The 13,873-nt window shown below is 68.6% G+C and carries 12 protein-coding genes; 8 read left to right on the top strand and 4 right to left on the bottom strand.

What is annotated here, in order from left to right; genetic code table 11:
* Positions 1–173: 173 nt before the first annotated feature.
* Positions 174–1,454, top strand: a complete 1,281-nt coding sequence (locus FFS15_RS06815; protein WP_137844257.1) for an ABC transporter substrate-binding protein — start codon at positions 174–176, stop codon at positions 1,452–1,454.
* A gap of 125 nt (positions 1,455–1,579) precedes the next feature.
* Here FFS15_RS06815 and FFS15_RS06810 read toward each other — a convergent pair whose 3' ends face one another.
* From FFS15_RS06810 to FFS15_RS06795, 4 genes are all read right to left on the bottom strand, one after another.
* Entirely contained in the window at positions 1,580–2,353 is a 774-nt protein-coding gene (locus FFS15_RS06810; protein ID WP_137844256.1) for an ABC transporter ATP-binding protein, read from the bottom strand.
* Positions 2,350–3,300, bottom strand: coding sequence for an ABC transporter ATP-binding protein (locus tag FFS15_RS06805; RefSeq protein ID WP_137844299.1), 951 nt, complete (start codon positions 3,298–3,300; stop codon positions 2,350–2,352). Before FFS15_RS06805 ends, FFS15_RS06810 begins: the two co-directional genes overlap by 4 nt.
* 88 nt (positions 3,301–3,388) lie before the next feature.
* Positions 3,389–4,366 (bottom strand): branched-chain amino acid ABC transporter permease, encoded by a 978-nt coding sequence (locus FFS15_RS06800; protein WP_137844255.1) that lies wholly within the window; start codon positions 4,364–4,366, stop codon positions 3,389–3,391.
* 8 nt (positions 4,367–4,374) lie between these two features.
* Positions 4,375–5,697, bottom strand: a complete 1,323-nt coding sequence (locus FFS15_RS06795; protein WP_249353799.1) for a branched-chain amino acid ABC transporter permease — start codon at positions 5,695–5,697, stop codon at positions 4,375–4,377.
* Between the two features lie 271 nt (positions 5,698–5,968).
* On the opposite strand from FFS15_RS06795, the gene guaB reads away from it, so the two are divergent.
* The 7 genes from guaB to guaA all read left to right on the top strand — a co-directional run bounded on the left by guaB (position 5,969) and on the right by guaA (position 13,865).
* Positions 5,969–7,471 carry an IMP dehydrogenase gene (gene guaB, locus FFS15_RS06790; protein ID WP_137844254.1) on the top strand — a complete coding sequence of 501 codons (1,503 nt, stop codon included), beginning with the start codon at positions 5,969–5,971 and terminating at the stop codon, positions 7,469–7,471.
* Between the two features lie 134 nt (positions 7,472–7,605).
* Positions 7,606–7,884 carry a DUF2277 domain-containing protein gene (locus FFS15_RS06785; RefSeq protein WP_137844253.1) on the top strand — a complete coding sequence of 93 codons (279 nt, stop codon included), beginning with the start codon at positions 7,606–7,608 and terminating at the stop codon, positions 7,882–7,884.
* Between the two features lie 65 nt (positions 7,885–7,949).
* Entirely contained in the window at positions 7,950–9,638 is a 1,689-nt protein-coding gene (locus FFS15_RS06780) for an ATP-binding cassette domain-containing protein (RefSeq protein ID WP_137844252.1), read from the top strand.
* Positions 9,639–9,792: 154 nt separating this feature from the next.
* Positions 9,793–10,911 (top strand): GuaB3 family IMP dehydrogenase-related protein, encoded by a 1,119-nt coding sequence (locus FFS15_RS06775; protein ID WP_137844297.1) that lies wholly within the window; start codon positions 9,793–9,795, stop codon positions 10,909–10,911.
* Between the two features lie 65 nt (positions 10,912–10,976).
* A complete protein-coding gene (locus FFS15_RS06770; RefSeq protein ID WP_137844296.1) occupies positions 10,977–11,774 on the top strand; it encodes an SURF1 family cytochrome oxidase biogenesis protein in 798 nt (265 codons plus the stop codon).
* A 10-nt stretch (positions 11,775–11,784) separates the two neighbouring features.
* A complete protein-coding gene (locus FFS15_RS06765; protein WP_137844251.1) occupies positions 11,785–12,285 on the top strand; it encodes a DUF3817 domain-containing protein in 501 nt (166 codons plus the stop codon).
* The gene (gene guaA, locus FFS15_RS06760; protein ID WP_137844250.1) at positions 12,282–13,865 is read left to right on the top strand and encodes a glutamine-hydrolyzing GMP synthase; all 1,584 of its coding nucleotides are present in this window, start codon (positions 12,282–12,284) and stop codon (positions 13,863–13,865) included. Before FFS15_RS06765 ends, guaA begins: the two co-directional genes overlap by 4 nt.
* The last annotated feature ends 8 nt before the right edge of the window (positions 13,866–13,873 follow it).

Raw genomic sequence — 13,873 nt, 5'->3', positions numbered from 1 at the left:
GCGCACATTGCTCTCCCCAGGTCGGGAGCGCGCACAGGTCTGTTATGACAACGAGACCATGTTGTTTCACATCGTTAACGAACGGCAACATTGCGGAGACCGCAACGCGGTTAGGTTAGGGGAACTGGGCCGGCCCCGAAGCCGTTCCGTGTTCAATCGAAGCAAGGAGCAAAATGAGCGTCTTCACCCGCTCGCGCAAGTCGTCCGTTCTCGGCGGCCTCGCCCTTGCTGGCGCCACCGCCCTCGTCCTCGCCGGCTGCGCCGGCGGAGGCACGGGTGGAGAGACCAGCGAGCCCGCCACCGAGGAGCGCGACCTCACCATGAAGATCGGCACGATCCTGCCCCAGACGGGCAGCCTGTCGTTCCTCGGCCCGCCCGAGGAGGCCGGTGTCGGTCTCGCCGTCGCAGACGTCAACGAGGCAGCCAAGGGCATCACGTTCGACGACATCGTGTGGGGCGACTCGGGTGACACCGACAACAAGGCCTACGCGACGACGATCCAGACCCTGATCTCCGAGGGCGTCACCGCTGCCATCGGCGCGGCATCCTCCGGTGTGACGAAGCTGTTCCTCGACGACGCCGTCGCCGCGGGCATCATCACCTTCTCGCCTGCGAACACCTCGCTCGACTTCACCGCGTGGGACGACAACGGCCTGTACTGGCGCACCGCTCCGGCCGACACCCTCCAGGGTGAGGTCCTCGGCAACCTCGTCGCCGAAGACGGCCGCAGCAACGTCGCGGTCATCTACCAGAACGACTCCTACGGCACCGGCCTCAACGAGGTCTTCCAGGAGGTCTTCACGGGCGCCGGCGGCACGATCGTCGAGGAGCAGTCGTACAACACGGGCGACACGACCTTCGACGCTCAGATCAGTGCGATCCTCGCTTCGAACCCCGAGGCCATCGTGCTCATCACGTTCGACGAGATCTACACGATCGGCCCCGCGCTGCTCCAGGCCGGCTACCCCGCCGAGGACCTCTACCTCGTCGACGGCAACCTGAAGCAGCTCGGCTCGGACGCGAAGTGGCCCGCCGGCTTGAGCATGGAAGGCGCCAAGGGCACGACCCCCGCCGGCCCGCTCGAGGCGAACGAGGACTTCCAGACCGCGCTCAACGACTGGTGGGTCGCCGACGGCAACGAAGCGCTGACCGACTACTCGTACGCCAACGAGTCGTACGACGCCGTCGTCCTGCTCGCGCTCGCTGCTCTCGCGGCGAACTCGACAGACGCGGCCGACGTCGCAGCCAAGCTGCAGGAAGTCTCGGGCGGCAGCGGTGAGGGCGAGAAGTGCACCGACTTCGCAGCCTGCGCCGACATCATCCTCGAGGGTGGCGTCGCGGACTACGACGGCTACTCCGGTCCGATCACGTTCGACGAGAACGGCGACCCGACCGAGGCCACGATCGGCATCTTCCAGTTCGGCGCCGACAACATGAACACCCGCATCGGCTGATCCAGTCCGACGCACAGCGAGAGCCCCGGAGCGATCCGGGGCTCTTCGCTTGGGTGCCGAGCGCTGCAAACGAATGAGGGGGCGGATGCCGCAGCATCCGCCCCCTCATTCGTTCGTCCTGCAGGTCAGCTCTCGTCGGTGCCGAGCGAACCGAGGTAGAGGCCGATGACCTTGGGGTCGTTGAGCAGGTCGCGCCCCGAGCCCTCGTAGGCGTCGCGGCCCTGGTCGAGCACGTAGCCGCGGTCGCAGATCTGCAGGCAGCGACGTGCGTTCTGCTCGACCATGATGATCGTGACGCCCGCCTTGTTGATGTCGGAGACGCGGATGAACGCGTCGTCCTGGCGGACGGGGGAGAGGCCTGCCGACGGCTCGTCCAGCAGCAGCACCGCGGGGTCCATCATCAGCGCGCGCGACATGGCGACCATCTGCCGCTCACCGCCCGAGAGCGATCCCGCGCGCTGCTTGAGGCGCTTGCCGAGCTCTTCGAAGATGCCGGTGACGAACTCCAGGCGCTCGCTGTACGCCTTCGGCGACTGGAAGAGCCCCATCTGCAGGTTCTCTTCGATCGTGAGCGACGGGAACACGTTGTTGGTCTGCGGGACGAACCCGACGCCGCGAGCGACCAGTTTGTCGGACTTCAGACCGATGACGCTCTCGCCGTTGACGGTGATCTGGCCGTCACGCACCTTGACCATTCCGAAGATGGCCTTCAGGAGCGTGGACTTGCCGGCGCCGTTCGGGCCGATGATGCCGATCAGCTCGCCCTTGCGCGCGACGAGGTTCGCACCGTTGATGATGTTGATGCCGGGAAGGTAGCCCGCGTAGAGGTCGGTGATCTCGACCACGACCCGGTCGGTCTTGGCGTCCTCGAGCGTTGCGCTGTTCGAAGCGTCGGTCATGACTTCTTATCTCCCTCGGCTTCAGCGATCGCGGCCTCTTCGGCCTCTTTGATCTCGGCCAGCAGCTCGACCGCTTCCGTGCCGAGCTCTCCTTCGACGCGACCGGTCACGACGCCGAGGTCTACGTCCTGGTGACTGCCCAGGTACGCGTCGATGACGGCCTTGTCGTGCATGACGGTGTCGGGCGGACCCTCCGCGACGATGCGGCCCTCAGCCATCACGATCACCCAGTCGGCGATGTGACGCACCATGTGCATGTCGTGCTCGACGAAGAGCACGGTCATGCCCAGATCCTTGAGGTCGAGGATGTGGTCCAGCAGCGATTCGGTGAGCGCCGGGTTGACGCCGGCCATGGGCTCGTCGAGCATGACCAGCGTCGGGTCGCTCATGAGGGCTCGCGCCATCTCGAGGAGCTTCCGCTGGCCGCCTGAGAGACTCGCCGCATAGTCGTCGGCCTTCGCATCGAGCTTGAAGCGCGCGAGGAGCTCCATCGCCTTGCTCTCGATGTCGTCGTCCTGCTTGCGCCAGATCGCGGGAATGATGCTGCGGAACAGCCCTTCGCCCTTCTGGCCGGTCGCGCCGAGCTTCATGTTCTCGAGCACCGTCAGCAGCGACAGCGCCTTCGTGAGCTGGAACGTGCGGACCTGGCCCATGCGGGCCACCTTGAACGACGGGATGCCGGCGAGCTGCTTGTCTTCGAAGCTCCACGTGCCCGTGTTCGGCTTGTCGAACCCGCAGAGAAGGTTGAACAGCGTGGTCTTGCCGGCGCCGTTGGGGCCGATCAGCGCCGTGATGACGCCGCGCGGGATCTCGACGTGCTCGACGTCGACGGCCGTGAGGCCGCCGAAGCGGCGCGTGACGTTGTCGGCGATGAGGATCGGATCCACCTTGGCGACGCCGGGCACGTTGTCGCCCTTGGCGATTCCGGTCGCCTTGGGGCGTCGCATGCTGCCCGTGGTCGTCGGGACCGGCTCCGCCGCGGCGCCCGCGGGGGAGCCGGCGGCGGGGATGTCGCCGCCGGTGGTCGGGGTGCCATTACTTGACAAAGGTCAGCTCCCTCTTGTTTCCGAGGATGCCCTGTGGGCGGAAGATCACGATCAGCATGAGGGCGACGCCGACGAGGATGAAGCGGAGCGTGCCCGCCTGGACCGACGACAGCGGGAGCCAGCCGGCGCTCGCCATTGCTGGGAGCGCGTTGCCGAGGAACCCCATGATGACCCAGAAGATCACGGAGCCGAGCACCGGGCCGAAGACCGTCGCGGCACCGCCGAGCAGCAGGATCGTCCAGATGAAGAAGGTGAGCGAGGTCGTGTACGTCGCCGGGATGACCGCGGACGGCAACGCGAAGACCACGCCTCCGAGTGCTCCGAAAACGCCACCGATGATGAGCGCCTGCATCTTGTAGGCGAACACGTTCTTGCCGAGCGAGCGCACCGCATCTTCGTCTTCACGGATGCCCTTGAGCACGCGGCCCCACGGGCTCCGCATGAGCGCCCACACGAGGTAGGTGGCGATCGCCAGCAGGATGATGCCGAACACGCGCACCCACAGCTGATCGGCGGTCCACGTCCAGGGACCGAACCCGTAGGTGCCCTCCGGGAACGGGTTCGCCGCGCGGAAGCCCGCGTGGTAGCCGCCCAGTCCGTCAGCGGAGTTGGTCCACTCATCGAACAGCTGCGTCGTGAGGAAGAGGCGCACGATCTCGGCCGCCGCGATCGTCACGATGGCGAGATAGTCGGCGCGCAGTCGCAGCGTCGGGATGCCGAGGAGGAACGCGAACGCCACGGCCGCGAGGCAGCCGATGATGATGCCGACCCACCAGGGGAGGCCGAACGAGAGGATCGAGATGGCGTACCCGTAGGCGCCGAGCGCCATGAAGCCGGCCATGCCGAAGTTGAGCAGCCCACCGTAGCCGAACTGCACCGCGAGTCCGACCGCCGCGAGGGCGTATGCGATCGTCTCCGGGCTGAACAGCCAGTAAGCCGTGTTGTTGAGGATCTGTCCCCAGTCCATGTCGCCCCCTAACCGAGTCTCTCTTTGCGGCCCAGGATGCCCTGAGGTCTGATGAGCAGGATGATGATCAGCACCGCGAGGGCGCCGACGTACTTCATGTCCGGCGGAATCCACAACGTCGAGATCTCGACGAGGATGCCGACGATGATCGAGCCGATCAGTGCGCCGAACGCGGTGCCGAGGCCGCCGAGGGTGACCGCGGCGAAGACCAGCAGCAGCACCTGGGTGCCCATGTCCCACTTGATGCCGGGGCGGAAGTAGGCCCACAGCACGCCGGCGATCGCAGCGAGTGCCGCCGAGAGCACCCACACGATGCGGATGACGCGGTCGACGTTGATGCCGGAGGCTGCGGCGAGACCCGGGTTGTCGGAGATCGCACGTGTCGCCTTGCCGATGCGGGTGCGCAGCAGCCAGTACGCGACGCCCGCGAGCAGCACGATGCTGATGCCCATCGAGACGACGTCGATGATCGAGAGCGAGATCGGACCGAAGCGGATGTCACGCGGTGCTCCCGCGCCGGGGAGCTGGTAGGTCCCGCCGCCGATGAAGAACTGGAAGGTGTAGCGGCCGGCGAGCGAGAGGCCGATGCTCACTATCATGAGCTGCACGAGCCCGAGACCCTTGCGGCGGAGCGGTTTCCAGAGGCCGGCGTCCAGTCCCCATCCCAGCGCGCCGCCGAGCAGGATGACGATCGGGATCACGATCCACATCGGCCAGCCGAAGGGAACCGACGTGAACACGAGCGCGACCACCGCGCCGAAGGTCAGCATCTCGGCGTGGGCGAAGTTGGTGAGGCCGGTGGTGCCGAAGATCAGCGAGACGCCGACCGCGGCGAGGGCGAGGAGCAACCCGAAGTTCAGGCCGTTCATCAGCCGTTCGACGACCTGATCGAAGAAGCTCACCGTCACGCGCTCGCCCGGTGCGAGGAAGCTGTTGACGATGACCGAACCCGTCAACCCGAACTCGAGCTCCCGTGGGTTGTCTTCGACGATGACGCCGTCGGGGAGCGTGGACTCGACGACCTCGAGGGTGTACGTGTCCTTCTCGGGCACGTAGAGCCGCCAGCGTCCGTCCGCGCCGGTGAGCGTCTCGGCTTCGAAGCCGTTGCCCTCGACCGTGACCTGGATGTCGGGCAGCGGCTCGTCCTGGTAGGTGATGACGCCGGCGAAGTAGAAGCCGGTCGGCTCTTGGTCTCCGCCCGGTTCGTCGGGGGCCGCCGCATGGGCGCCCAGGGGCGCCTGCAGAGTGAGCAGTGTCGCTGCGAGCAGCGTGCCGACGGCGATGATCAACCACCGCAGCGAGCGCTTCGCAAACGTAGTCGTGGAACCCACGTAACCTCCAGTCCAGCCCACGGCTCGACGCTACGGGTCGCATCAGCCGTGATGACGACGCTACGACTGTAATGTGTCGCCGGTGTTTCGCCTACCGTCCACCCGCGAGAAGTGATCGAATCGGAACCGCCCCCGGAGTCCTCGCGCGCGGGAACAAAACACGCGCGCGCCCGCTTAGAATCGAGTACGGCGCGTCCTGCGCACCGGCCGTCGTCGTCCACCTCGAGCAACGCGCCCGATGCAAGCCCATGCACCGTGCGCAGGAGAACACATGGAGCACAACGACCCCTTCGGCTTCGTCGGACTCACCTACGACGACGTCCTGCTTCTTCCGGGGCACACGGACGTCATCCCCAGTGAAGCCGATACGTCGTCGCGTGTCACCCGTCGCGTCACCGTCGCGACGCCGCTCGTCTCGAGCGCGATGGACACCGTGACCGAATCGCGCATGGCGATCGCCATCGCACGCGAGGGCGGCCTCGGCATCATCCATCGCAACCTCTCCATCGAGGAGCAGGCGTCGATGGTCGACCGCGTCAAGCGCAGCGAGTCGGGCATGATCACCGACCCCATCACGACGACCCCCGAAGCGACCATCGAAGAGGTCGACGATCTCTGCGCGACGTATCGCATCTCGGGACTCCCCGTCGTCGACGGCGACGGGCGCCTCGTCGGCATCGTCACCAACCGCGACATGCGCTTCGTGTCGGGCTTCGAGCGCCAGACGACCCTCGTGAAAGACGTGATGACGACCGAGGGCCTCATCACGGCGCGCGTCGGCATCGGGGCGAACGACGTCATCGCGACGTTCGCGAAGCATCGCGTCGAGAAGCTCCCTCTCATCGACGACGACGGCAAGCTCGCCGGCCTCATCACGATCAAGGACTTCGACAAGAGCGAGAAGTACCCCCTCGCCACGAAGGACGAGCAGGGGCGCCTGCGCGTCGGCGCTGCGATCGGCTTCTTCGGCGATGCGTGGCAGCGCGCCGAGGCCCTGCGCGACGCGGGTGTCGACGTCCTCGTCGTCGACACCGCGAACGGCCAGTCCGCGGGCGTCATCGACGTGGTCCGTCGCATCAAGGCCGACTCGAGCTTCGACCACATCGACGTCATCGGCGGCAACGTCGCGACCCGCGAGGGCGCGCAGGCGCTCATCGACGCGGGTGTGGATGCCGTCAAGGTCGGCGTGGGACCCGGTTCGATCTGCACCACGCGCGTCGTCGCGGGTGTCGGCGTGCCGCAGGTCACCGCGGTGTACGAAGCCTCGCTTGCAGCGCGCGAAGCCGGCATCCCGGTGATCGCCGACGGCGGTCTCCAGTATTCGGGCGACATCGCCAAGGCGCTCGTGGCCGGGGCCGACACCGTCATGCTCGGATCGCTCCTCGCCGGCACCGACGAGTCGCCGGGCGAGATCGTCTTCCAGGGCGGCAAGCAGTTCAAGCAGTACCGGGGCATGGGTTCGCTCGGGGCTCTCCAGACCCGCGGCAAGAAGACCTCGTACTCGAAGGACCGCTACTTCCAGGCCGACGTCCCCACCGACGACAAGCTCATCCCCGAGGGGATCGAGGGTCAGGTCGCCTACCGTGGGCCGGTGTCGGCCGTCGCGTATCAGCTGGTCGGGGGCCTCCGTCAGTCGATGTTCTACGTCGGCGCGCGCACGATCGACGAGCTCAAGGCCAAGGGGAAGTTCGTGCGGATCACCGCGGCCGGGCTCAAGGAGTCCCACCCGCACGACGTGCAGATCGTCGTCGAGGCGCCGAACTACAAGCGCTGACCCGCCGCGCGCGACCTCTGTCGTTCGCAGACTTCGCACGTATCGCGCCGATCGCTGCGAGATTCGCGTCGCTTGGGAAGTCTGTGAGGGCCGCAGCTGGCCGCCTGTCGCGGGCGCGGCGTATCGTCGGGGGCATGTGCCGGAACATCCACACGCTCCACAACTTCGAGCCCGCGGCATCCTCCGATGAGGTGCATGCCGCAGCGCTGCAGTACGTCCGCAAGATCGCGGGCACGACCAAGCCCTCCAAGGCGAACCAAGAGGCCTTCGACCGCGCGGTGCACGAGATCGCGCATATCACGCAGCACCTTCTCGACGACCTGGTCGCGGTGACGCCGCCGAAGAACCGCGAGGAAGAGGCGGCGAAGGCGCGCGAGCGGGCGATCAAGTCGGGGCGGTATTCGGCAGCCTGACGCACGGGGGAGTAGTCTGGTCGGCTCCCCGGCGACGGATGCCGCACGGAGCAGACAGGATCGCCGTGGGGTACATCGACATCGCCGCCGTCTCGTACGCGCTGCCGGACGGGCGGCCGCTGCTCGATGAGGTTTCGTTCCGCGTCGGCGAGGGGTCGACGACCGCGCTGATCGGCCAGAACGGCGCTGGCAAGACGACGCTGCTGCGCATCGTGCGCGGCGAGATCGCGCCGCACGGGGGCGTCGTCTCGATCGACGGCGGGCTCGGCGTCATGGACCAGTTCGTCGGCCACGGCGAGGCGGGGCAGACGGTTCACGATCTGCTCATCTCGGTCGCACCCGACCGTGTGCGGCGGGCGGCGCGTGAGCTCGAGGACTCCGAGGCTGCGATCATCGAGCGCGACGACCTCGACACGCAGATGAGGTACGCCGGCGCTCTCGCCGACTACGCCGAAGCCGGCGGCTACGAGTACGAGACGGTGTGGGACACGTGCACGATCGCCGCCCTCGGCATCCCGTTCTCGCGTGCGCGCTTCCGTGAGCTCACGACGCTCTCGGGCGGCGAGCAGAAGCGACTGGCGCTCGAGGCGCTGCTGCGCGGACCCGACCAGGTGCTGCTGCTGGACGAGCCCGACAACTACCTCGATGTGCCGGGCAAGCGCTGGCTCGAAGAGCGCCTGCGCGAGACGCCGAAGACCGTGCTGCTCGTCTCGCACGATCGCGAGCTGCTCGCCCGAGCCGCCGATCGGATCGTGACGCTCGAGGCGGGTGGCGCCGGGAGCACCGCGTGGGTGCACGGCGGCGGGTTCGGCAGCTACCACCGCGCGCGGAATGAGCGCATGGAGCGCCTGGACGAGCTGCGCCGCCGGTGGGACGAGCAGCACGTGAAGCTGAAGACCCTCGTGGCGGACCTGAAGGTCAAGGCATCCGCCAACGACGGGTTCGCGTCGCGGTACCGCGCCGCCCAGACCCGGCTGCGCTTCTTCGAGGAGGCAGGACCGCCGCTCGAGCGGCCGAAGGAGCAGGACCTCGACGTGCGCCTCCGGGGTGCGCGCACCGGACGCCGGGCCGTCGTCGCAGAGCAGCTCGAGCTCACGGGGCTCATGCGGCCCTTCGACCTCGAGGTGTGGTTCGGCGACCGCGTGGCGGTGCTCGGGTCGAACGGCTCGGGGAAGTCGCACTTCCTGCGCCTGCTCGCCCGCGGCGGCACCGACCCGGACGGGCGGCTCGGGCACACCACGACGACGGGGGCGACCCTCGAGCCGGTCGCGCACGGGGGTCGCGCGGTTCTCGGCGCGCGCGTCGTGCCGGGCTGGTTCGCGCAGACCCACCGTCACCCCGAGTTCGCGGGGCGCAGCCTGCTCGACATCCTCCATCGAGGCGAGGACGCGCGCTCGGGCATGCAGCGGGATGCCGCCAGCTCCGCCCTCGATCGCTACGGACTCGTCGGCCAGGCGCTGCAGCTGTTCGACACGCTCTCGGGAGGGCAGCAGGCGCGGTTTCAGATCCTGCTGCTCGAGCTCTCGGGAGCGACCCTGCTGCTGCTGGACGAACCCACCGACAACCTCGACCTCGTCTCGGCAGAGGCGCTGCAGGACGCGCTCGCCCGCTTCGAGGGCACAGTGCTCGCCGTCACCCACGACCGCTGGCTGGCCCGCTCGTTCGACCGCTTCATCGTGTTCGGCGGCGACGGCCGGGTCTTCGAGTCGGATGCGCCGGTCTGGGACGAGGCCCGGGTGGCAAGAGAACGGTGATACCGCTCCGACGGTGCCGAAAACCTGCTCGGTCATCCGACACGCCGGGTGGATGGGCCCCGCCACGGCGTGTCGCCGTGACGGAGCAGGTTTTCGGCCCGAGGACGGGGGATGAGGGGCCAGCAACCCACCCGGGTAGGCTGGGCTCGTGAGCATGGAGATCGAACTCGGCCGCGCCAAGCGCGCCCGTCGCGCCTACACGTTCGACGACATCGCGGTGGTGCCCTCGCGGCGCACCCGCAATCCCGAAGACGTCTCGACGTCATGGACGATCGACGCCTTCAGCTTCGACATCCCCGTGCTGGGTGCTCCGATGGACTCCGTCGTGAGTCCCCAGACCGCGATCATGCTCGGCCAGCTCGGCGGCCTCGGCGTGCTCGACCTCGAGGGCCTGTGGACCCGCTACGACGACCCCGAGCCGCTGCTCACGGAGATCGCCGGCATGGAGAAGGCAGCGGCCACGCGCCGCATGCAGGAGCTCTACGCCGAGCCGATCAAGCCCGAGCTCGTGCGCGACCGGCTCGCCGAGATCCGCGCGGCCGGCGTCACGGTCGCCGGGGCCCTCACCCCGCAGCGCACGCAGGAGCTGTACGAGACCGTCGTCGCCGCCGGCGTCGACCTGTTCGTCATCCGCGGCACGACGGTGTCGGCCGAGCACGTCTCGAGTGTCGACGAACCGCTCAACCTCAAGAAGTTCATCTACGACCTCGACGTGCCGGTCATCGTCGGCGGTGCCGCGACCTACACCGCAGCCCTGCACCTCATGCGCACCGGCGCCGCGGGTGTGCTCGTCGGATTCGGCGGGGGCGCGGCATCCACGACCCGCGCCACGCTGGGCCTGCACGCGCCGATGGCGACCGCCGTCGCCGACGTCGCGGGCGCGCGTCGCGACTACCTCGACGAGTCGGGCGGACGCTACGTGCACGTCATCGCCGACGGCGGCGTGGGCACCTCGGGCGACATCGTCAAGGCTCTCGCGATGGGAGCGGATGCCGTCATGCTCGGCGTCGCGCTGGCGCGGGCGACCGACGCCCCGGGTCGGGGCTACCACTGGGGCCCCGAGGCCCACCACCCGAAGCTGCCGCGCGGACGCCGCGTGAAGGTCGACCAGGTCGTCACCCTCGAAGAGGTGCTGTACGGCCCGGCGCCGGTCGCCGACGGCACCGCGAACCTCATCGGGGCGCTGCGCAAGTCGATGGCGACGACCGGATACTCCGACCTCAAGGAATTCCAGCGCGTCGAGGTCGTCGTCGCGCCCTACAGCGCCGGATGACCCCCGACGACACCGCCGCGGGCCCGCCCCCGCCCGAGGTGTTCCCGCCGACGCTGCGCGAGGTGATGGTCCGCCCGCAGTGGATCGGGCTGCTGCTGGTGTGCCTCGTCGTCGCGGGCGTGTTCGCGTGGCTGGGGCAGTGGCAGCTCGGCCGTGCGATCGACACCGACCCGCCGCCGCCCGGCGCAACCGAAGAGGTGCTCCCGCTCGCGGAGGTCGCAGCCCCCGGCGAGTACCTCTCCGAACCCCTCGTCGGCCAGCGCGTCGAGGCCTCGGGGTCGTTTGTCGCGGAGGACTTCCTCATCGTGTCGTCGCGGTTCAACGACGGGGTCGAGGGGTACTGGGTCACTGGTCAGCTGCGCCTCGACGACACGGCGACCCCGACGTCGGTCGCCGTCGCGATCGGGTGGGCCGAGACCGAGGCGGAAGCGCTCGCCGCCGTCGAGAGACTCGACGCCGCGGCCGAGGGGTCGGCATCCGGTTCCCAGGAGATCATCGGGCGACTCATATCGGACGAGGGGCCCGTACCCCCGCCGAAGTCGGCCGACCCGCAGACCATGACGCGCATGTCGCCGGCGGCGCTGCTCGGCCGCTGGCACGATGTCGACGGACTCGACGTGTACCGGCCGTACCTCGCCTCGGCTGAACCCCTGGGCGGACTCGACGCGATCTCGTCGCGGCCCCCGGCCGAGGGCTCGACGGTCAATTGGCTCAACATCTTCTACGCCGCCGAGTGGGCGGTCTTCGCCGGCTTCGCGTTCTATCTCTGGTACCGACTCGCGAAGGACGCATGGGAGAAGGAGATCGAAGACCTCGAGGATGCCGCCGCTGACCCGGACGGGGCCGCGGGATCCCGCGGCTAGACTGGAGGGCATGCCCCGCGCCCCGAAGCTCGCTTCCTTCCCGGCGATCCGCGGAGCCCTGAAGTTCTACCAGATCTGCTCGATCATCACGGGCACGATGCTGCTGCTGCTGGTCGCCGAGATGATCGGCAAGTACTGGCTCGGGTACGAGCTGTTCCTCGGCGGATCCGGCGGATTCCTGTGGTTCGCGCCCGTCGTCGAGGGCCCCGAGGGTCTCGAATCGACCGGTGACGGATTCAACGTGTCGCTGGGCATCCTCGTCGCCCACGGCTGGTTCTACGTCGTCTACCTCTTCGCGTGCTTCCGCATCTGGAGCCTCATGCGCTGGGGCATCTGGCGCCTCGCGATGCTCGCGTCGGGCGGCATCGTCCCGCTTCTCTCCTTCTTCATGGAGGCCGTCGTCGCCCGCGACGTCAAGGGCTACCTGAAGGCGCGCGAAGACGCCGAGCTGCACTCGCGCGCCGAGCACTCCTCCCTCACTCACGCCATCCCCACGGAGAACAAGCGGTGACAGAACAGACAGAGACCTCGCAGCCGCCCGTCCTCGTCGTCGACTTCGGGGCGCAGTACGCCCAGCTGATCGCACGGCGCGTTCGCGAGGCCGGCGTCTACAGCGAGATCGTGCCCCACACCGCCACGGCGGCCGAGATCGCCGCCCGCAACCCGGTCGGCATCATCCTCTCGGGCGGTCCCTCGTCGGTATACGAAGAGGGCGCGCCGTCGCTCGACCCCGGTGTGCTCGAGCTCGGGATCCCGACCCTTGGGATCTGTTACGGCTTCCAGGTGATGGCGCAGCAGCTGGGTGGCGAGGTGGCCAACACGGGGTTGCGCGAGTATGGGGCGACGGATGCCGCACTCACGGGCTCCGGCGGCGTGCTGCTCGGCGGCCAGCCGGCCGACCAGAACGTCTGGATGAGTCACGGCGACCAGGTCTCGCGGGCTCCCGAGGGCTTCGAGGTGCTCGCGTCGACGACGGCGACCCCCGTCGCGGCCTTCGGCAACGACGAGAAGCGCTTCTACGGCGTGCAGTGGCACCCCGAGGTGAAGCACTCCGACCACGGTCAGCAGGTCATCGAGAACTTCCTCCACAAGGGCGCGGGTCTCGCGGCCGACTGGAACAGCGGCAACGTCATCGCCGAGCAGGTCGCCCGCATCCGCGAGCAGGTCGGCACGGGGCGCGTGATCTGCGGCCTGTCAGGCGGCGTCGACTCGGCGGTCGCGGCGGCGCTCGTGCACGAGGCGGTCGGCGACCAGCTCGTCTGCATCTTCGTCGACCACGGTCTGCTGCGCAAGGACGAGCGCGAGCAGGTCGAGCAGGACTATGTGGCGTCCACCGGCGTGCGGCTGGTCACGATCGACGCGCGCGAGCAGTTCCTCACCGCGCTCGCCGGGGTCTCGGACCCCGAGCAGAAGCGCAAGATCATCGGACGCGAGTTCATCCGCTCGTTCGAGGCCGCAGAGAAGGCGCTGGTCGCCGAGGCCGCGGCCGACGGCGAGCCGATCCGCTTCCTCGTGCAGGGCACGCTCTACCCCGACGTCGTCGAATCGGGCGGCGGCACCGGCACCGCGAACATCAAGTCGCACCACAACGTCGGCGGCCTGCCCGAAGACCTCCAGTTCGAGCTCGTCGAGCCCCTCCGTACCCTCTTCAAGGACGAGGTGCGCGCGATCGGCCGCGAGCTGGGCCTCCCCGAGGTGATCGTCGGACGCCAGCCCTTTCCGGGCCCCGGCCTCGGCATCCGGATCGTGGGTGAGGTCACCGCTGACCGTCTCGAGATTCTGCGGGATGCCGACGCCATCGCCCGCGAAGAGCTGACGCGCGCGGGCCTCGACGGCGAGATCTGGCAGTGCCCCGTCGTGTTGCTGGCCGACGTGCGGTCGGTGGGTGTGCAGGGCGACGGTCGCACCTACGGGCACCCGATCGTGCTGCGCCCGGTCTCGTCGGAAGACGCCATGACCGCCGACTGGACGCGACTGCCCTACGGCGTGCTGGCCCGCATCTCGAATCGCATCACCAACGAGGTGCGCGAGGTCAACCGCGTCGTGCTCGATGTCACATCGAAGCCGCCGGGGACCATCGAGTGGGAGTGAGCTGACGG

It is taken from the genome of Microbacterium sp. 2FI (assembly GCF_005502885.1).
GTDB lineage: Bacteria > Actinomycetota > Actinomycetes > Actinomycetales > Microbacteriaceae > Microbacterium.
Note: the sequence above shows the minus strand (reverse complement) of the source record. Positions and strands in the feature narration are given on the sequence as shown.

Bases quoted from the DNA above. Each gene is read 5' to 3' on its own strand.
- FFS15_RS06815 (WP_137844257.1), top strand. From the start codon at position 174: ATGAGCGTCTTCACCCGCTCGCGCAAGTCGTCCGTTCTCGGCGGCCTC.
- FFS15_RS06810 (WP_137844256.1), bottom strand. From the start codon at position 2,353: ATGACCGACGCTTCGAACAGCGCAACGCTCGAGGACGCCAAGACCGAC.
- FFS15_RS06805 (WP_137844299.1), bottom strand. From the start codon at position 3,300: ATGCGACGCCCCAAGGCGACCGGAATCGCCAAGGGCGACAACGTGCCC.
- FFS15_RS06800 (WP_137844255.1), bottom strand. From the start codon at position 4,366: ATGGACTGGGGACAGATCCTCAACAACACGGCTTACTGGCTGTTCAGC.
- guaB (WP_137844254.1), top strand. From the start codon at position 5,969: ATGGAGCACAACGACCCCTTCGGCTTCGTCGGACTCACCTACGACGAC.
- FFS15_RS06785 (WP_137844253.1), top strand. From the start codon at position 7,606: ATGTGCCGGAACATCCACACGCTCCACAACTTCGAGCCCGCGGCATCC.
- FFS15_RS06775 (WP_137844297.1), top strand. From the start codon at position 9,793: ATGGAGATCGAACTCGGCCGCGCCAAGCGCGCCCGTCGCGCCTACACG.
- FFS15_RS06770 (WP_137844296.1), top strand. From the start codon at position 10,977: ATGGTCCGCCCGCAGTGGATCGGGCTGCTGCTGGTGTGCCTCGTCGTC.
- FFS15_RS06765 (WP_137844251.1), top strand. From the start codon at position 11,785: ATGCCCCGCGCCCCGAAGCTCGCTTCCTTCCCGGCGATCCGCGGAGCC.